Source organism: Pleomorphochaeta sp. (assembly GCF_050031695.1).
Lineage (GTDB): Bacteria > Spirochaetota > Spirochaetia > Sphaerochaetales > Sphaerochaetaceae > Pleomorphochaeta.
This window is the reverse complement of sequence record NZ_JBNAIC010000015.1, coordinates 28,545-47,556: the sequence shown is the minus strand read 5'-3', so window position 1 is coordinate 47,556 and position 19,012 is coordinate 28,545. Positions and strand designations below refer to the sequence as shown.

Sequence of the window (19,012 nt, the reverse complement as noted above, 5' to 3'; positions counted from 1 at the left end):
ATATTTTATCTCCGATTTTTTATATATGAAACAATACCATCAGAAATTGCTTTAGCTATTTTTTTTTGGTAATCTTCATCAATTAACAATTTTGCTTCGTCTTCATTAGATAAAAACCCAATTTCAACTAAACATGCTGTAGTTCTACATACATTTAATACATAAAGATCTTCACTTTTTACACCTCTGTTATTAATAGTAGGTATTGAACTAATAACTGAGTCCAAAATAGTAGAAGCAAAATTAATACTAGATGAATATTGTTTTTGATTTAATGTATATAAATCTTCATTAACGAATAAATCAAGATTTTCTATTGGAGTTGTTTCATCAAATAATGAAACAACTTTATTCTCCAATTTTGTAAAAACTTCTATACCATTTGCATCTTTATTAGCTGCTGAATTTGCATGAATTGAAATATATAATGAAGAACTTCTATCATTTAAAACATAATTATATCCTTTTTCACTTCTCGTTTGCAAAGAAAGATATTTATCTTCATCTCTTGTTTGAATAATTCTTATATTAGACAAAGCCTTTTTAACATTTTTTTCTACCTCTAAAGCAACCTTTAAAGTAATATCTTTTTCTAATATATTTTCATCAAAAGAATAAGAAGCGAGGGCCCCACTATCTTCCCCTCCATGACCTGCATCAATTACTATTGTGGAAATAGGATAATCAAAAAAATCAGAAGAAAAAATATTACTATTAATAGCAACTAAAATAAGTATAAATAAAATATATTTTTTATTAATAAAAACATTTATTAAGCTTTTTAAAATCATAAATAAATTATTTCTCACTTCTAAATTCAAGTTCACTTGGTGTGTATTTCCAAGTTTTAATTAAGGTATTAAAATCTTTTTTGATTAATGTAATTAATCTCTTTTTTACTTCATCATTAAAGGTTTTCTTATCAAAATTGCCTCTAAATTTATGTGCAAAATTCTTTCCATTAATTGTTTCAACACCTAAAGCACGTGTATGAACCTTGTTTAATCCATCTGAAGGAGTTCTATCTTCAATTATACTTAATCTATCTGGAAAACTCATAATAAATGCACTTGTGCAGCCAATTGTGTTTCCAAACTCGTTTAAACGAATGCCAAAATCTAATAATTGATAGTAATCATTTTTAATATCTATATCATAACCTCTAAGTCTTTGAAAGAAAGCTCTATCAAATAATCCTAAACCTTTAAAAGGATATAATGTTTGAAAAACTTCTGTAGTTGACATATCTGGAAAATAGGAATCAGGATCAATTAAGGTGTTAACTAGACGAGGAGAGCGCATTGATGGAATAATCTCTTTTTTGGAATTAGCTACAGATGGAACTAAAGCAACAGGAGCCTCTTTAGAATTTAAAATATCAAAAAGATAAGCACCTTCAAAACGAATTATTTCAACATCTGTTCTAACAATCATAAAAAAGTTAGTAAAACATTCATCTGCTATTGAATTAACACATTCTCCAAAACAATTTATTACGGGAAAAACTAAAAAAGTAACATCAGGATATTCTTTTTGAAAAGCACTAATATCGCCTCTTTCAGAACTAATCGCTACATGTAGACAAAAGTTCATATTAGCAATATACCAATTAATAGTTTTTTCTAACTGTTCTAAAGTACCTACATCAATTATACCAATTGCTAATTGTTCACTTCTATGTAATTGTTCTATTTTTTTTCCTAAATCTTGTTTTCTATGATATATTCGATAATTATTCATTTCTTTCATTTATAAATACTATATCCTCTGGTCTGAAAATAACAGTTTTTTTCCCAGGACCTAACAAATCTTCAATCTCACTACTGTTGTGACCACTAATAGCTAATATATCTGTACTATCATAATAAGGGACAGCCTTAGCAAAAACAATATCTTTTTTATTTCTAATCTCTATTACATCACCAGCTTCAAAAGCCCCTTTAATTTCTAATATACCACGAGGCAATAAACTTTTTTTATTTTTTAGAGCTTTTATAGCACCATCATCAACTAAAATTGATCCACTAGTGGTACTATTTATTATCCATCTAGTTTTTTGACTTTTCCTTTCCTTAGAATGAATCAAAGTCCCAAAATCTTTATTCTCAATTATTTTATTTAATGCTAAATTATCTTTTCCACTAGCAATAACACAATCACACCCCGCAATTGCTGCTATTTTAGCTGCTAATAATTTAGTTTTCATACCACCTGTTGCAAAAGTAGAACCAGCTCCTTTTGCATAACTCATTATTTTATCATCTATTGTATCTAGTTCATGAATTAATTTTGCATTACTATTATTATTAGGATTATCATTATATAAACCATCTATATCAGTTAAAATTACTAATAATTGAGCATCAATCTTAGATGCAACTAATGCACTCATTCTATCATTATCACCGAAGGCAGAACCAATTTCTGCAGTACTAATTGAATCATTTTCATTAAGAATTGGAACAATCCCTAAATCCAATAAAGAAAAGATGCTATTTCTTAAATTTACATAAGTTTTTCTATTATCTAATTCTTTTCTCGTAATTAATACTTGAGAGCATATTATATCTTTCTCTTTAAAATACTTTCTATAAGTACTCATTAATACAGGTTGCCCAATAGACGCTAAAGCTTGTCTTAATGCAATATCTTTTACACTCTGTTTAATATTTAACTCTTTAGCACCCATTCCAATTGCACCAGATGTTACAAGTACTATTTGATAACCATCATCTTTTAATTTTGATATTTGGTTTACTATTATTTTTATTCTATTTTCATCAATTTTTGTTTTACTTGATAAAAGGTTTGTACCAACCTTTATTACTATTCTTTTAACATTAGAGAAATCTCTAGACATTACATACCACCATTTAGGATTTAAATTAATTCAACATGTTTAAATGTTTTCTTTTTTGAACTATAGTCTTCGACTATTTGATTATTACCTCTTAATAAATACTTTGTGCTCATTAATCCTTTAACCCCTACGGGACCTCTAGCATGTAATTTTGAAGTAGAGATACCAACCTCAGCTCCTAGTCCAAATCTATATCCATCTGCAAAGCGTGTACTACAATTACTAAATACGTCTGCACTATCTACACTATTGAAAAATTTCAATATATTTTCTTCGTTTTTAGAAAGAATTGCATCCGTGTGATGAGAACCGTGTTTAGCAATGTGTGAAATAGCATCATCAACATTATCAACAATTTTTATTGCAACTTCATAATCTAAATATTCCATGTCCCAATCATCTTCACTAGCACTTACACAATCTATTACACTCTCTACTAATTTACACCCATGAATAATTACTGATTTTTTATCAAGTTCCCTCTTTAGTATTGGTAAAAATTCTTTATATACATTCTTACTTACTAAAATTGTTTCAACAGCATTACATGCTGAAGGGTATTGAGTTTTAGAATCTAAACAAACTAATGCAGCTTTTTCTAAATCTGCACTATCATCAACATAAATTGAACATATACCATCAGAATGGCCCATTACAGGTATTTTAGAATTTTCCATAACATATGAAACAAAAGCATTAGATCCACGTGGAATAATTAAATCTATATAACCATCCATTTTTAGTATGGTATTAACATCACTGTGGCTTTCTACTAAAATAACCCAAAAAGATTTTAATACAGATTTTTCTAAAGATTTATTAATACTATTAATTAAAGCTCTATTGGTATTATTAGATTCTTTTCCCCCCTTTAAAATAATACCGTTTCCACTCTTTAAGGCAAGAGATACTATTTGAATTAACGCATCAGGACGAGATTCAAAAATCATAGCAATAACACCTAGAGGAAAACTAACCTTTTCTAAAACTAAATCATCATCAAGTTGTCTTTTTTCAATAACTTCACCTATTGTATCTTTTTGTTCAATTATCATATCGATGCCAGAAATAGATGATTCTAATTTTTTTTCATTAAATTTCAATCGTGAAATAATAGCATTAGAAATTTTAGCCTCTTTTGCAAGGAGTAAATCTTTTTCATTTGCACTAAAAATCATATTCTTATCGCGAATCAAACCTTCTTTTATTAAATTTAAAGCAGCATTTCTTACCTCTAATGTACTACTAGATAATCTTACTATATTTTCTCTCAATTCAACGATTTGATTTGCTAAGCTATTATTTTCACACATGATTTTTCTCCTACGTATTAAAAAAATACAATGAATTAATTATGATTTCAATATATAATAATAAAAAGATAAGGTCTATTCTATATTTAATATATAAAATAGACCTTTTAATATTAATTAATACATTTATATTATTAATTTAGTGCATTTTCTAACAATTTTTCTAATTCTTCATCACTTAATTCATAGTTATAAAATAAACTATAAAAAGTTTTAGCTTCATCATAAATATTAATATCATATTTGTTTGGATATATTAATTTACCTAACCATTTCAAACCTAATATTCTATTCATTGCAGGTGGGCTATCAATCCAATCAAAAGGACCTTCTGGAATCATATATATATTATTATTCTTAATAGCTGTTACATCCATATATGGACTATCTGAATTTAAGAAAGAGTCATAAGCTTCTCTATCACTTAAGATAATATAATCAGGATCCCATATGATAATTTGCTCAGGACTTACTTTTATCCAGTTACCATTTCCTTCAACTACATTATTGATTCCAACTAATGGGAAAACTTGAGTATGAAAATTCCCTTTAGCAAAAGATGTTAGACCATCAGGAGTTAAACCATAATAAATAGAAACTTTATCATCTTCGTTTATAGTAGATAAAATATCTTTTGTTAAACTAATGGTGTCATCACAGTATAGTGCTCTTTCTTCAGCTTTTTCTTCTTCATTTAACAACTCACCTAAATTTCTATAAGTTTCTCCCATATCATCAAGATATGATGCAACAAAAACAACTGGAATATTTAATTTAGCTTGTAAATCATCAAGATCTTTAATCATTTCTTCTTTAGAACCTTTTATTTCTCCGATATCAACAACAACTTGAGGGTCTGCTACTAATAAAGCTTCCATATTCAAATTTGCTTTTTTCCCATAAAAAGCACCATAAACGGGTTTATTTAATACTTCAGGATCGAAATATTTTGCCATTTCATCAGTTGGTCTTGTTCCCCAACCTACCATTTTATCTGGTACAATTGAATATATTATTTGTTGAGATAAATTTCCTGAAGGTGCAACTCTATCTATTGTTGAGGGAAGTTCAACTTCACGACCTAAAGAGTCAACAAAAATTCTTGTCTCAACATTAACTTGAGTCGAGGAAGTTTCTTTTTGACCTTGAGCATAAATATTTGTAACAAACATTATTGTAACAAGTGAAAATACTAAAAATTTTTTCATTAGTTAATTTCTCCTTTAAATATAATGAATAATATTATTTTCTTTTTATTTTTAAAAATAACTCTATTATCATCTAATTCTTCAAATTGATTTCTTAATTCTTTTTTTCTATTTTCATCTTCTTGTGAATAATAGTGATTTAAGAAATCTTCAATTTCATTTTTATCTAAAATCTGATCAAAATTAATCCTAAAACTTTTCATACTAAAGGTATTACCTTTACTAATTAAATAACTAATTAATTCTTTCAAATCTGTATGTCTTTCATTAACTAAATAAAAAATTTTTTTATTAGTTAAGTTTAAATAATCATCTAAATCATCATTAATATACATTCTAGAAAAAAATGATAATAATAAATAATCACTTTTTATTTCTATATCTTTGCTATCTAAGTTAATAACCTTTTGATTACATAATTTATGTTGATTCAAATAATCTGTTGCAAATTTATTGTTATCTACTAATACCATATCTTTAAAATATGGAGATAACTCTCTCTCTAAAAAACCTAAACCACTTCCAAGTGATAATAAAGAACAATCTTTTTTAACAAATTTTCTAATTTCATTTGCTATATTTTTATGAAAATCACTTTGAGTAGCACTATTTTCAAACCAAGCTATACTCTTTTTATCCCAATAAAACATATTATATATTCACCTTTGGAAAACATATCATTCTTCCATCTTTTTCGATTAAATCTATATCTATTGAATAAATTTGCTTTAATAATTTAGAAGACATTATCTCTTGTGTATTACCATAGGCTAATACTTTTTTCCCATCTAAAAACATGATTTTATCACTGAACCACATTGCTTGCTCAGGATTATGTGTTGATAAAATTATAGAATAACCTTGTTCTTTTAATTTAGAAATAGTTTGCATCACTCTAAATTGATTACCATAATCTAAATTAGCTGTAGGTTCATCTAATATTAATATCTTTGAACCTTGAGCAATTGCTCTAGCTAAAACAACAAGTTGTCTCTCACCGCCACTGATTAAAGAGCTATTTTTATGTGCTAGATGTTCTATATTGAATTTTTTTAATGCATCATATGCAATCTGTTTTTCTTTATCTTTAGGAGAGCCTAATGTATCTATTCTACAAGTTGTACCCATCAATACTGTATCAAAAACACTAAAAGTAAATGCACTAGTACTATATTGAGGAATATATGCAACTTGTCTTGCTAATTCTTTTCTATTAAATGATTCAAGAGGTTTCTCATCAATTAATATTTCACCTTCACTTTTATGTAAAAAACCTAAAAGTAATTTAAATAATGTAGACTTTCCAACTCCATTTTTACCAAGTACACATACAAAATCACCTGGTTTTATTTCGAAGGAAACATTTTCTAATATTTTTTCTTTTGTATAACCAAAACTTAAATTATTAACTTTTAAACTCATGCTTTTTTTGCCTCCCTCATCATAAGGTATAAGAAAAATGGTGCACCTATAAAAGAAGTTAATATACCAATTGGAATCTCACTAGTTAATAAGCTTCTGCTAATTGTATCTACTAACATCAAAAAGGAAGAACCCATCAAAATTGATACAGGAAGGGAAATCCTATAATCACAGCCAACTATCATTCTTGAAAAATGTGGTATTACTAATCCAATCCAACCTATATGTCCACCAACACAAATTGAAGCACTTGTAACGAGTGTTGCACATACTATTACAATTTTCCTAAGTAAGATCGTATTAATTCCTAAACTCATAGCCTCATCTTCATCTAAGGTTAAAAGATTTAATTTCCACCTTAATAATACTAATGGAATTAATCCGATAATTATTACAACAAGTAAAAAATAGACATCACTTTTTCTAACCGAAGCTAAAGATCCCATTAACCAATATGTTATTGCTGGAAGAGTATCATTAGTATCTGCAACTAGTTTTACAAAAGAAGTCGCTGAATTAAATAAAGAACTAATCATAATCCCACCTAAAATTAAAGCTAATGTTTTTTGATTAACTATTTTAGATGATACAAAAGCAACTAAAACTACAGCTAATAAGCCAAAAGCAAAACTAACTAAGCTGATACTTATATATGAAAAGCCCATAAGAATCGCAATCGATGCACCAAAACCTGCACCTGCGCTTGTTCCTAAAACATCAGGAGATACCATAGGGTTTTTAAACATTCCTTGATATGATAATCCGGAAATAGAGAGAGCGGCACCAATTAATGCTGAACTTAATATTCTTGGAAGTCTTACATTTAATATAATAGACTCAACTGTAGGTGACCAAGTTTGTTGAATATTAAATATTCTTGATAAAAGAACTAATACTAATTCACTTGGTTTAATAGGATAACGTCCAATAAAAAAGGATACAAAAAAAACAACAAGAAATAATAGTAAAAAAGCTAATATTATTATTGAAGGATGTTTATAGTGGATTTTAAAATTTTTCTTAGTCATTATCACATCCTATATAAAAAGAATATCTTTCTTTAGCATATTCTTTAATTTCTTTTTCTATTGTTCTAAAAGAGTTTAATAAAGCAATACCTTCTTCACTTAATTCAGTCTTTCCACCATTTGCGCCACCTTGATGTCTAATTACAGCGTCATATCCTGTCTCATCTTTTATCATATTTAAAATCTTCCATCCTTTAGAATATGACATTTTCATTAATTTACAAGCTTCTCTAACACTTTCTCCCTTTTCTATTAATTCAAGAAGTTGAGCAGCACCAGGTCCAAAATAGATATTATCACAGCTAAATCTTACTCTAATTTCTATATCACTGTTATTTTTTAATGTTTTTGGTATCTTCATATTTTTTTCACTCGAGTTGTTTTTAAAAACAACTTGCTTGATATTATCATAGATTTACAAATTAATAAAGCCTTTTTATCTCTTATTTAGTTATTATTTATTCCATTATGTATATTTTTATATAAAGGTAAATATACATACATATAAATTTAGTTATATATAAATAAAGCTACCCCGTTTTTAGGATAGCTTTATATTTTTTTATTGTTTTTACTATAATTCTAAATCAACAAATTTAAATTGTGTAACATCAAAAAGTCCCATATCTGTAATTTTATATTCAGGAATAACAGGAAGAGACATAAAACAAAGAGTCATAAATGGATCTAAATTTCTATCAATATCTAGGTTATCATAAGCAATATTAACAAGTTCTGATAATCTTTTTGATACAGTTGAAGCCTCTTCATTACTCATTAATCCAGCTACTGGATGAGAGAAAGAATCAACTACTTCACCATTTAATGTAACAGCCATTCCTCCTCCTATTTTAATTAGCTCATTAACAGCTAAATATATATCTTCATCATTTTTACCAGCAGCTATAATGTTGTGAGAATCATGGGCAACTGATGTTGCAATAGCACCCTTAGTTAATCCATAACCTTCTAATAAAGCTATAGCACAATTACCTGTTGATTTATGTCTTTCTATTACTACAATTTTACAAATATCTTTTTCTTTTTCATATTTGTATAAACCATTTTCAACTTTAACTACAGCTTCTCCCTTTTTAGTAACAACCCCACCAGGTACTATTTTTATGGTTCTAACTTTATTAGATTTTAATTTTAGATTAAGTGAACTTAAAGAAAAATTACTTACATTCATCTTTGTTTTTACTTTATTAGGTATTTCTTTAACTAAAGATTCTTTAATCATTTTACCGTTTTTAGCTACCATCTTACCTTCAACAAAAACATAATCCATATTAAAATTTATTAAATCTTTAGTTATAGAAAAGTTTGCTAAATACCTTGGTGCAATGGCTCCTACATCTTTTAAATTATAACATTCAGCACTATTTATAGATGCCATACAAATTGCCATTAATGGATCTATCCCATTTGCAACAGCTAATCTAACATTATTGTTTATACTACCTTGATCTAATAAAGATTCTACTTGTCTATCATCTGTGCAAAATAAACATCTTTTATAGTTTTCATTAGTTACACCTTTTAATAGATTCACCTCATCTCTACAAACTGTACCTTCTCTTAACATAACATACATTCCACGTCTTATTCTGTCTTCTAGATCTTCTTTTGTTGCACACTCATGATCATTTTTTATACCAGAAGCTGCATAAGCATCTAAATCTTCATTATATACATTAGGAGAGTGACCATCAATAATTTTATTATTATCATGAGCAAGTTGAATTTTATCTATAACTAAGTCACTATTATTAATAACTCCTGGATAATCCATCATCTCGCCAAGCCCTAATACTCTATCATAATTAATTCTTTTCTCTATTTCTTTTGCATCTAAAGTTGCACCACTATGTTCAAAAGTAGTAGCAGGAACACAACTTGGTACCATAAAATATGCTTTTAGTGGTAAATTCTCACTTGCTTCTAACATATAATCTAAACCATCTAAACCATGACAGTTACATATCTCATGTGGATCTGCAATTACTGTTGTTACCCCATTAGGCACTAATAAATTAGAAAAAACTTCAGGCGTACAATGAGAAGATTCAATGTGAACATGTGAATCAATAAATCCTGGAAGGATATAAGAAAAATTTATATCTATAACTTCTTTTGCACTTCCTTTTCCACATTTTGCAAATCCTGCAATCCTATTTTTTGAAATTAAAACATCACTTTCAAATATTTTTCTATTAAACACATCTATAACTTTAGCATTTTTTATACACAGATCAGCTTTAACTCTGTGTGCTGCAACATCTATTAAATTGTTCAATTCTTCTTTTTTCATCTATAATACTCCATATGCCTTTTAAAATTTTATTTCTTTAAATTGTCATATATTTTAACACTTGTTTATCAAATAAAACAAGTTAAAAGTTGAATTTTTGTAAATTTTATTGTTTTTAAAGCTAAATTTTATTTAATTTTTTTTACTTTTTACCTAAATTTTTTTTTACTTTTTGATGTATTACTAAAATAAAAAATAATATACATTGTATAAGTATAATTCTTTACGAAACAACAAGATGCAACATTTTTTAAAATATTTCTGTACTTTTAACTAATTATGACATATAATAATACAGACAATCACTAAATATAAGGAGTGCATTAATGGACAATTTCTTTAAAATTTCAGAAAGAAAATCAAATGTACGTACAGAAATAATGGCTGGTGTAACAACATTCTTAACAATGGCTTACATCTTAGCTGTTAATCCAGGTATCCTATCAGCTGCTGGTATGGAATTCTCTCGCGTTTTCGCTGCAACTGCTATTGCTGGTGCTTTCGCAACTTTAATCATGGGTTTAGTTGCTAATTTACCTTTCGCTTTAGCTCCAGGTATGGGACTTAACGCTTTCTTAGCTTTTACTGTTGTATTAGGTATGGGAAAATCTTGGCAATTCGCTTTATCTGCTGTATTTGTTGAAGGTATTATCTTTATCTTATTAACAGCATTCAATGTTCGTGAAGCTATTGTAAATAGTATTCCAAAGAATTTGAAAAATGCTATTTCTGTTGGTATTGGTTTATTTATCGCATTTATTGGTTTCCAAAATGCAGGTATTATCGTAGATGATGGTGCAACACTAGTACACTTAAATCCAGCTTGGACTTCAGGTGCTCCTCTAGTTGCTTTCATTGGTTTAATCATTATTGCTTTCATGATGGCAAAAGGCGTTAAAGGCGCTATGCTTTATGGTATCTTAATCACAACTTTAATTGGTATCCCATTTGGTGTTACAACTTATTCTGGTGGTTCTTACCTTCCTGCAGCTCCTTATTTCTTCCCATTTGAATTCTCTAACATGTTATCATTAGACTTCGTTGTAGTTTGTTTCACATTCTTATTCGTTGATATGTTTGATACTGTTGGTACTTTAATTGGTTGTGCTACTAAAGCTGATATGATTCAAGAAGATGGATCTATCCCTAATTGTAAAGAAGCTTTATTTGCTGATGCTGTTGGTACTACTGTTGGTGCTATCTTAGGTACTTCAACTATCACAACATTCGTAGAATCTTCTTCAGGTGTTGTTGCTGGTGGTAGAACTGGTTTAACTTCAGTTACAGTTGCTGTATTATTCTTAGTTTCATTATTCTTAGAACCTATTTTCGGATCAATTCCATCAGCTGCTACTTCTCCAGCTCTTATTATCGTTGGTGTATTAATGATTACTCCTGTTAGAGACATTGATTTTGAAGATATCACAGAAGCAGTTCCTGCTTTCTTATGTATCATTATGATGATTGTAGCTTACTCAATCTCAGACGGTATTATGTTCGGTATCTTAAGTTACACTGTATTAAAACTTGTTACAGGCAAAACAAAAGATATTTCAGGAATGACTTGGGTTGTAACTGCATTATTCTTAATTAAGATTTTACTAAGCGTTGTTGCTGGTTAATTTTATACTTAATTAATTTATACCCTAGCTTTTATTAGCTAGGGTTTTTTTATTTGAATTATATCTACTTAACTATTATTACTAAGCCTATTACAAAATCATAGAATACACTTTCTTAGTTTATAATATGAGACCAAAAGAAACTTGCCACTTAAATTCATATTATTTTTGATTTTCTATTTATATTAAGTAGAGAAATAAAAAAGGAGTACTTTCGTACTCCAAAGCAAAATATATATATAATAATCAAAGATTATAATATCTCTTTTATCCACCCCTTAGGAGCTTCAATTTCACCTAATTGAATACCAATTAGTGTTTCATATAATTTTCTTGTAACAGGACCTACAACAGTTTCATCACCATTAAATATAATATCCTTTTCATCTGTATGAATTAATCCAACAGGAGATATAACAGCAGCAGTTCCACAAAGACCACATTCACTAAAGTTTTCAACTTCTTCAAATTTTATTGGTCTCTCTTCAACTTCCATCTTTAAAATATCTTTTGCAACGATTAATAATGAACGCCTTGTAATAGATGGTAAAATAGTATCACTCTTTGGTGTAATAACCTTATTGTCTTTAGTTATGAAAATAAAATTAGCCCCACCTGTTTCTTCTACGAATGTTCTAGTTTTAGAATCTAAATACATATTTTCAGCATAACCTTTTGATTTTGCTAATTTTCCAGGATATAAACTCATTGCGTAATTTAAACCAGCTTTAATATTACCAGTTCCATTAGGAGCAGCTCTATCATAATCACTTACCATAATTTTAATTGGTGATAATCCACCTTTAAAATAAGCACCTACTGGCATTGCAAATAATCTAAATTGATATTCACTACATGCACTAACACCTATTACAGGAGATGAACCAATAATAAATGGTCTTAAGTATAATGATGCAGATGAACCATATGGTGGTACATATTTAGCATTTGCCTTTACAACTTCTTCAACAGCTTCTATAAATAAATCTTCAGGGATTTGAGGGATACATAATCTCTTACATGTATCTGACATTCTCTTAGCATTTAACTCAGGTCTAAAAACAACAATTTTTCCATTCTTTGCTGTATAAGCTTTTAAGCCTTCAAAACATGTTTGTGCATATTGAAAAACACCAGCACTTTCATTAAGGGTTATAGTTTCATCTTCGATTAATGTACCTTTGCTCCATTCACCATTTACACAATGCGCAACGTATCTTTTATCTGTTTTAGTATAATTAAAACCCAAATTACTCCAATCAATTTCTTTGTTTTCCATAATTGCTCCTAAGCATTAAAAAAATATCTTTTCTAGAATATTAATCACTTAAGAATAAACTGTCAATTTGGTTTAGCGTTTTTTATACCTATTATAACCATTTTTTTGCATATTTTTTCTATTTTTATGCAAATTATGATTATTGTTAGAAGGAAGCAATACATTAATCAAATCCATTCTATGAGCTTTCTTTAAAGCTTCTATTACCAAAGCTCTATTTTCTACTTTATCGAATTGTAAAATAGCTCTTTGTAACTTTTTCTCTCTTCCCTTAGGGACATATACTTCTTGAAAATCTCTATTAGGTCTAGGATCCAAACCTGTATAATACATACATGTTGAAACTGTAGAAGGTGTTGGATAAAATTCTTGACCTTGATCTGGAACGAACCCACTCTTTTTGGTATGAAGAGCTAAATTAATAGCACTTTGTAAAGTAGAGCCAGGATGAGCTGCTATAAAATATGGAATAGTATATTGTTTCATATTTAACTTTTCATTAGTTTCTTTAAAAGAAACAATAAATTCTTCATAGATATCTACAGTAGGTTTTCCCATTATATCTAAAACTGAAGGATCTACATGTTCAGGAGCTATTTTTAATTGACCACTAACATTATGTAGTACTAAATGTTTTAAGAATTTATCACGAGTTTTAGGTTTAGCAACTCTCATTAGATAATCAAATCTAATGCCGGATCTAATAAATACTTTTTTTACACCTTTTATATTTTCAATAGCTTCTAAAATATCTAAATATCTTTCATGTGAATCTTTTAAATTATTACAAGGAGTAGGAAATAAACATTGCTTTGTATCACAAGGACCATATTTTAATTGTTTATCACAAGCTGTAGCTTGAAAGTTTGCAGTAGGACCACCTAAATCATGTATATATCCTTTAAAATTAGGCAATTTTGTTAATAATGTAGCTTCCCTTACTAAGGATTCTTTACTTCTAACTTGAATCATTCTACCTTGATGTGAGGTTATTGCACAAAAAGAACAGGCACCATAACATCCTCTGTTACTTGTAATTGAGAATTGAACTTCTTTTAATGCAGGGATTCCACCAAATTTATCATAATCAACATGTGAAACTCTAGTAAAAGGCAATTCATATACTCTATCCATTTCTTTCGTTGTTAATGGTCTTTGAATTGGATTTCTAAATACTATTCTATTTTCTGATCTTTGAAATAAGCACTCTTCTCTTATAGGATTTTCATGAAGCATACCAATTTGAAAGGCTTTTGCATAATTTAATTTACCATTTTCTGTTGGTTGATTGCTTTTTTTATCTCTTTCACTAACTTCTTCAAATGAAGGTATTTCAAAAATAGGATGTTTAAAAGTATCTTTTATTTCTTCAAATCTTTTATTAGAAAAAGAAACAACAGTCCCTCTAACATCATATAGAGTTTCTTTAGTCTCTCCATTATTTAATCTTCTAATTAACTCTAATGTAGTTAATTCTCCCATTCCATAAATTAATATATCTGCCTTTGAATCAAGTAAAACAGAATGCCTTACTTTTTCACTCCATATGTCAAAATGTGCAAATTTTCTAAGAGAAGCTTCAATACCGCCAATAATTATTGGAATATTTTTATTAAATGCTGCTTTTGCTCTATTTGTATAAACAATAGTAGCTCTATCAGGTCTTTTACCTGATTTACCACCAGGAGTATAAAAATCATTACTTCTTTTTTTATTGGCGCTTGTATAATGAGATACCATAGAATCTATATTTCCACTTCCTATCATTACACAAAGTCTTGGATTACCAAATCGTAAAAAATCTTCCTTATTATTAATATCTGGTTGAGCAATTAGACCAACTCTATATCCTTCACTCTCTAATAATCGAGCTAATAAAGGTACTCCAAAAGACGGATGATCAACATAAGCATCACCGCTTATCATTACTATATCAACTGAATCCCAACCTCTATTAATCATATCTTCATGAGTTGTAGGAATAAATAATTCTCTATTCAATTTATTATTATCTCTCTTTTTTATTATTATATATTTAGCTTATCAAAATTTTATAAATCAATATAACAAAACATTACTAAAATAATAGAGTTTTGTCTTTATTTCATCCCTTATTTTTGTTAATGTTGGCTTGTGAATATATTATTATTATCAACAGCTATTGAAAAAAGCAACCTATCTTTTCCTTTAGGTGCATTATGTATTGAATCATCTATAAAAAATGATGATATTTTAAATCCAATTTGTAAAGTAAATACTTTGCTCTTTGATTTAGAAGATGATCCTGAAATTGAAGCAATTAATATTTCTAAATCAAATATTGATATAATTGGTCTCTCTATTTATCTATGGAATAGAGATTGGTTTGATAGCTTTGTTGAAAAAATTAAAAGCCTAAATCCGAATATTATTATATTTGGTGGGGGTAGCGAAGTTAGTGCTAATTCACAGAGTTTTGACTTAAATAAATATGCTTTCTTAATAGCAGGAGAAGGTGAAATATCTACAATTACAGCATTAAAACAATTAATTAATAAAGAAAAAATCTCTGGCCTTGGTATTATTTCTAAAGATAATCCTTTCTTTAGCTTATCAAATAACGTTGATTTATCTACATTATCGTCTCCTCTATTAACTCACACAGGCGATCCTTTTATAGAAGAAGGTTGTTCAATTCTTTGGGAAATGACAAGAGGATGCCCTTTTAAATGTGGGTTCTGTTTTGAATCAAAAGGACTTAGGAGTGTAAGAAATTACTCTTTTGAAAGAATTGAAAAAGAACTTGATTATATAATTGAAAAAGGTGTTAGAGATATTTTTGTATTAGACCCAACTTTTAATATTGATAAAAATAGAACTATCAAAATCTTACATTTAATTCGCGATAAAGCTCCTCATATTCATTTTACTTTTGAAATTCGAGCTGAATTAATTGATGAAGATATTGCAAAAGCTTTTAGCGAAATATTCTGCTCTCTTCAAATTGGATTACAAAGTATTCACCCATCTGTTCTAAAATCGGTAAATAGGAATTTTAATAAAGATCTTTTCAAAGAAAAAGTCACTTTATTAGAAAAACAAAATTTAGTATATGGCCTTGATTTAATTATAGGGCTTCCAAATGATAACATTGAACTTTTTAAAGAAAGTTTAGATTTTACAGCGTTTTGTAAACCATCTAATATTGATATTTTCTTATTATCTCTTCTTCCTGGAACAAAATTATATGATGAAGCTACAAAATATAAGTTAAATTATCATAAAAACTCACCATATACTTTAATTGAATCACCTACATACTCAAAAGAAGATATAGAAAAGGCTTTAAATATAAAAAGAGGTTGTGATTTATTCTATACAAAAGGTGAATCAGTTATGTTTATAAAAGTAATCTGTGATGCTTTCAATATAACCCCATCTACACTTTTTGAATCTTTTTATGATTATTTGAATTTAAATTCAAATATAGAGGAAATTGATAGTGAAGATATTTTTATGCTTCAAGATGAATTTATTAAATATATGATTAATGAAAATAATGTACATCATCTAAAAAAAGCCCTTCTATCTTATATCGAAATGCATCAAGGTCTTTCTTATTATCTTGACGTTTATCAGTCCCCTATTTTATCTTTAAGCTATTTCCCTAACCAATTAAGCGAATTAGATAATATTCATATAAATGAATTTATCTTAAAACATGAACCTCTTAATAATAATAAGGAATTTTATATAATTGGAGATTATGGAAATATTGATATTATAGAATATTAAATAAAATGGGATGCTAAAATTTTTAGTTTTTTAAACTTATTTTTAACATCCCAATAATTAATATTTTTTATAATTTATTAACCTAGTATAGCTGCTAAGTTATTTCTAATTTCTTTTATAAAGTCAGATGAATTTACAGCTTTTGTTTCAATACCTTCAGCTAAGTGAACTAAATCTTTTGTCATTACTCCACTATTTAAAGTATCAAAACAAGCTTTTTCAAGAGCATCAGCATATTTTACTAATAATTCATTATTATCTAATTCACCACGTTTTCTAAAAGCCCCTGACCATGCAAAAATTGTAGCCATTGGATTAGTTGAAGTATCTTCACCTTCTAAATATCTATAATAGTGTCTTGTTACTGTACCATGAGCTGCTTCAAATTCATACTTCCCATCAGGTGATACTAATACACTTGTCATCATAGCTAAAGAACCAAAAGCTGTTGAAATCATATCGCTCATAACATCACCATCATAGTTTTTACAAGCCCATACAAATCCACCTTCACTTCTTACTACACGTGCAATAGCATCATCAATTAATGTATAGAAATATGTTATTCCAGCTTCTTCATATTTATCTTTATATTCATTTTCATAAATAGTTTCAAATACTTCTCTAAACTGATGATCATAACTTTTACTAATTGTATCTTTAGTACTGAACCATAAGTCTTCTTTAGCATCTAATGCATATTCAAAACAAGATCTTGCAAAACTCTTCATAGAAGAATCTTTATTATACATACCTTGAATAACACCTGGACATTCAAAATCATATATTGTTTCTTTAAATTTAATATCTCCATTTTTATCTGTAAATACTAATTCAGCTTTTCCTTCTTCAGGTACTCTATATTCTGTTGCTTTATATACATCACCATAAGCATGACGAGCTATTGTAATTGGCTTTTTCCAATTCTTTACAACAGGTTTAATTGAATCAATACAAATAGGTGTTCTAAATACAGTTCCATCTAACATTGCTCTTAAAGTACCATTAGGGCTTTTGTATTTTTCACTTAAATTATATTCACTCATTCTTTGTTCATTAGGAGTAATAGTTGCACATTTAACACCAACCCCATATTTTGCGATTGCATTAGCAGCATCAACTGTGACTGCATCTTTAGTCTCTTCTCTATAAACTAAACCTAAATCATAATATTCAGAATTTAAGTCAACGAATGGAAGTATTAATTCATCTTTAATCATCTTCCAAAGGATTCTTGTCATTTCATCCCCATCTATTTCAACTAAGGGTGTAGTCATTTTGATTTTGTCCAAAATTGTTCCTCCAAAACTTTTTTACTGTTATAAAGATAAAGATTATTTGAACTTTTGTGAAGAATATAAATTAAATATTTATACATTTTTTCACTATATATACAAAAATATGATGTTTTATTTTAGATTTTTATTCAAAAACGTGAAAAGAAAAAAATTTGGGGCCGATTGGATTTGAACCAACGACTCCCACGATGTCAACGTGATACTCTCCCACTGAGTTACGGCCCCATTTTTTCGTTATTAAGAACGTATGATTTTATACCACAAAGCTAAATAAAGTTCAATACACTAGTAAAAATTACTTGAAAGAATGAGTATTAATTGATATAAACTGAGGGTATGAAAATATTAATCGCATCAGATATACACGGTAGTTATTACTGGGCTAAAAAACTTATTGACATTTATGAACAAAATGATTTTAATAAAATCCTTATATTAGGTGATATTTTATATCATGGACCTAGAAACGATTTACCGAAAGACTATAATCCAAAAAAAGTTATTACTTTATTAAATAACTTATCTTCAGAAATTATCGCAGTTAGAGGTAATTGTGATGCTGAAGTTGATCAAATGGTTTTAAACTTTGAAATCCTAAATGAAAGTGCAAAACTATATATAGATAATCATCTCTTTATTTTAGCTCATGGACATCATCCTTATCCAACTTTAACTAATAATGATATACTATTAACTGGACATACACATATTCCACTGTACGAAAAATTAAATAACAATGTCCATCATTTTAATCCAGGCTCAGTCTCTTTAGCTAAAGGTGGGTTTAATAATAGTTATATGATTTATGAAAACAACCAATTTAAAGTTGTAGATTTTGATCAAAATATTATATTAACTAAAACTCTATAATAAAAAAAATGATGCCATCCTATT

16 protein-coding genes and 1 tRNA gene are annotated in these 19,012 nt (G+C 28.0%); 3 read left to right on the top strand and 14 right to left on the bottom strand.

Going from position 1 to position 19,012, the window contains the following annotated elements; genetic code table 11:
* Window positions 1-5: 5 nt before the first annotated feature.
* From ACPKM0_RS02930 to ade, 10 genes are all read right to left on the bottom strand, one after another.
* Entirely contained in the window at window positions 6-809 is an 804-nt protein-coding gene (locus ACPKM0_RS02930; RefSeq protein ID WP_472473307.1) for an N-acetylmuramoyl-L-alanine amidase family protein, read from the bottom strand.
* Window positions 799-1,749: a hypothetical protein gene (locus tag ACPKM0_RS02925; RefSeq protein ID WP_472473306.1), complete on the bottom strand. Its 951-nt coding sequence runs from the start codon at window positions 1,747-1,749 to the stop codon at window positions 799-801. The genes ACPKM0_RS02930 and ACPKM0_RS02925 overlap by 11 nt, the downstream gene beginning before the upstream one ends.
* Window positions 1,733-2,860 (bottom strand): glutamate 5-kinase, encoded by a 1,128-nt coding sequence (proB, locus tag ACPKM0_RS02920; RefSeq protein ID WP_472473305.1) that lies wholly within the window; start codon window positions 2,858-2,860, stop codon window positions 1,733-1,735. The genes ACPKM0_RS02925 and proB overlap by 17 nt, the downstream gene beginning before the upstream one ends.
* 20 nt (window positions 2,861-2,880) lie before the next feature.
* Window positions 2,881-4,173, bottom strand: a complete 1,293-nt coding sequence (locus ACPKM0_RS02915; protein WP_472473304.1) for a glutamate-5-semialdehyde dehydrogenase — start codon at window positions 4,171-4,173, stop codon at window positions 2,881-2,883.
* 134 nt (window positions 4,174-4,307) lie between these two features.
* Window positions 4,308-5,381, bottom strand: a complete 1,074-nt coding sequence (locus ACPKM0_RS02910) for an ABC transporter substrate-binding protein (protein ID WP_472473303.1) — start codon at window positions 5,379-5,381, stop codon at window positions 4,308-4,310.
* Window positions 5,381-6,031, bottom strand: coding sequence for a hypothetical protein (locus tag ACPKM0_RS02905; RefSeq protein ID WP_472473302.1), 651 nt, complete (start codon window positions 6,029-6,031; stop codon window positions 5,381-5,383). Before ACPKM0_RS02905 ends, ACPKM0_RS02910 begins: the two co-directional genes overlap by 1 nt.
* A gap of 1 nt (window position 6,032) precedes the next feature.
* The gene (locus ACPKM0_RS02900; protein WP_472473301.1) at window positions 6,033-6,803 is read right to left on the bottom strand and encodes an ABC transporter ATP-binding protein; all 771 of its coding nucleotides are present in this window, start codon (window positions 6,801-6,803) and stop codon (window positions 6,033-6,035) included.
* Entirely contained in the window at window positions 6,800-7,831 is a 1,032-nt protein-coding gene (locus tag ACPKM0_RS02895) for a FecCD family ABC transporter permease (RefSeq protein ID WP_472473300.1), read from the bottom strand. Before ACPKM0_RS02895 ends, ACPKM0_RS02900 begins: the two co-directional genes overlap by 4 nt.
* Window positions 7,824-8,192, bottom strand: a complete 369-nt coding sequence (locus ACPKM0_RS02890) for a winged helix-turn-helix domain-containing protein (RefSeq protein WP_472473299.1) — start codon at window positions 8,190-8,192, stop codon at window positions 7,824-7,826. The genes ACPKM0_RS02895 and ACPKM0_RS02890 overlap by 8 nt, the downstream gene beginning before the upstream one ends.
* A 213-nt stretch (window positions 8,193-8,405) precedes the next feature.
* Entirely contained in the window at window positions 8,406-10,145 is a 1,740-nt protein-coding gene (gene ade, locus ACPKM0_RS02885) for an adenine deaminase (protein ID WP_472473298.1), read from the bottom strand.
* Window positions 10,146-10,471: 326 nt separating this feature from the next.
* Between ade and ACPKM0_RS02880 the strand changes: the two genes are divergently transcribed.
* Entirely contained in the window at window positions 10,472-11,767 is a 1,296-nt protein-coding gene (locus ACPKM0_RS02880) for an NCS2 family permease (RefSeq protein ID WP_472473297.1), read from the top strand.
* A gap of 253 nt (window positions 11,768-12,020) precedes the next feature.
* On the opposite strand, the gene ACPKM0_RS02875 is transcribed toward ACPKM0_RS02880, so the two are convergent.
* Both ACPKM0_RS02875 and ACPKM0_RS02870 read right to left on the bottom strand, forming a co-directional pair.
* Window positions 12,021-13,046: a branched-chain amino acid aminotransferase gene (locus ACPKM0_RS02875; RefSeq protein ID WP_472473296.1), complete on the bottom strand. Its 1,026-nt coding sequence runs from the start codon at window positions 13,044-13,046 to the stop codon at window positions 12,021-12,023.
* A gap of 72 nt (window positions 13,047-13,118) precedes the next feature.
* The gene (locus tag ACPKM0_RS02870; protein WP_472473295.1) at window positions 13,119-15,047 is read right to left on the bottom strand and encodes a YgiQ family radical SAM protein; all 1,929 of its coding nucleotides are present in this window, start codon (window positions 15,045-15,047) and stop codon (window positions 13,119-13,121) included.
* 132 nt (window positions 15,048-15,179) lie between these two features.
* On the opposite strand from ACPKM0_RS02870, the gene ACPKM0_RS02865 reads away from it, so the two are divergent.
* The gene (locus ACPKM0_RS02865; protein WP_472473294.1) at window positions 15,180-16,820 is read left to right on the top strand and encodes a B12-binding domain-containing radical SAM protein; all 1,641 of its coding nucleotides are present in this window, start codon (window positions 15,180-15,182) and stop codon (window positions 16,818-16,820) included.
* A 77-nt stretch (window positions 16,821-16,897) separates the two neighbouring features.
* Here ACPKM0_RS02865 and ACPKM0_RS02860 read toward each other — a convergent pair whose 3' ends face one another.
* Window positions 16,898-18,112: an NADP-dependent isocitrate dehydrogenase gene (locus ACPKM0_RS02860; protein WP_472473293.1), complete on the bottom strand. Its 1,215-nt coding sequence runs from the start codon at window positions 18,110-18,112 to the stop codon at window positions 16,898-16,900.
* A 159-nt stretch (window positions 18,113-18,271) separates the two neighbouring features.
* Window positions 18,272-18,343 (bottom strand) — tRNA-Val (locus tag ACPKM0_RS02855).
* Window positions 18,344-18,454: 111 nt separating this feature from the next.
* Between ACPKM0_RS02855 and yfcE the strand changes: the two genes are divergently transcribed.
* Complete coding sequence (gene yfcE, locus ACPKM0_RS02850) at window positions 18,455-18,988, top strand: phosphodiesterase (RefSeq protein WP_472473292.1); 534 nt, start codon at window positions 18,455-18,457, stop codon at window positions 18,986-18,988.
* Window positions 18,989-19,012 lie beyond the last annotated feature (24 nt).

Coding starts and splice junctions, on each gene's coding strand:
- ade (WP_472473298.1), bottom strand. CDS start 10,145: ATGAAAAAAGAAGAATTGAACAATTTAATAGATGTTGCAGCACACAGA.
- ACPKM0_RS02880 (WP_472473297.1), top strand. CDS start 10,472: ATGGACAATTTCTTTAAAATTTCAGAAAGAAAATCAAATGTACGTACA.
- ACPKM0_RS02900 (WP_472473301.1), bottom strand. CDS start 6,803: ATGAGTTTAAAAGTTAATAATTTAAGTTTTGGTTATACAAAAGAAAAA.
- proB (WP_472473305.1), bottom strand. CDS start 2,860: ATGTCTAGAGATTTCTCTAATGTTAAAAGAATAGTAATAAAGGTTGGT.
- ACPKM0_RS02925 (WP_472473306.1), bottom strand. CDS start 1,749: ATGAAAGAAATGAATAATTATCGAATATATCATAGAAAACAAGATTTA.
- ACPKM0_RS02875 (WP_472473296.1), bottom strand. CDS start 13,046: ATGGAAAACAAAGAAATTGATTGGAGTAATTTGGGTTTTAATTATACT.
- ACPKM0_RS02915 (WP_472473304.1), bottom strand. CDS start 4,173: ATGTGTGAAAATAATAGCTTAGCAAATCAAATCGTTGAATTGAGAGAA.
- ACPKM0_RS02910 (WP_472473303.1), bottom strand. CDS start 5,381: ATGAAAAAATTTTTAGTATTTTCACTTGTTACAATAATGTTTGTTACA.
- ACPKM0_RS02890 (WP_472473299.1), bottom strand. CDS start 8,192: ATGAAGATACCAAAAACATTAAAAAATAACAGTGATATAGAAATTAGA.
- ACPKM0_RS02895 (WP_472473300.1), bottom strand. CDS start 7,831: ATGACTAAGAAAAATTTTAAAATCCACTATAAACATCCTTCAATAATA.
- ACPKM0_RS02905 (WP_472473302.1), bottom strand. CDS start 6,031: ATGTTTTATTGGGATAAAAAGAGTATAGCTTGGTTTGAAAATAGTGCT.
- yfcE (WP_472473292.1), top strand. CDS start 18,455: ATGAAAATATTAATCGCATCAGATATACACGGTAGTTATTACTGGGCT.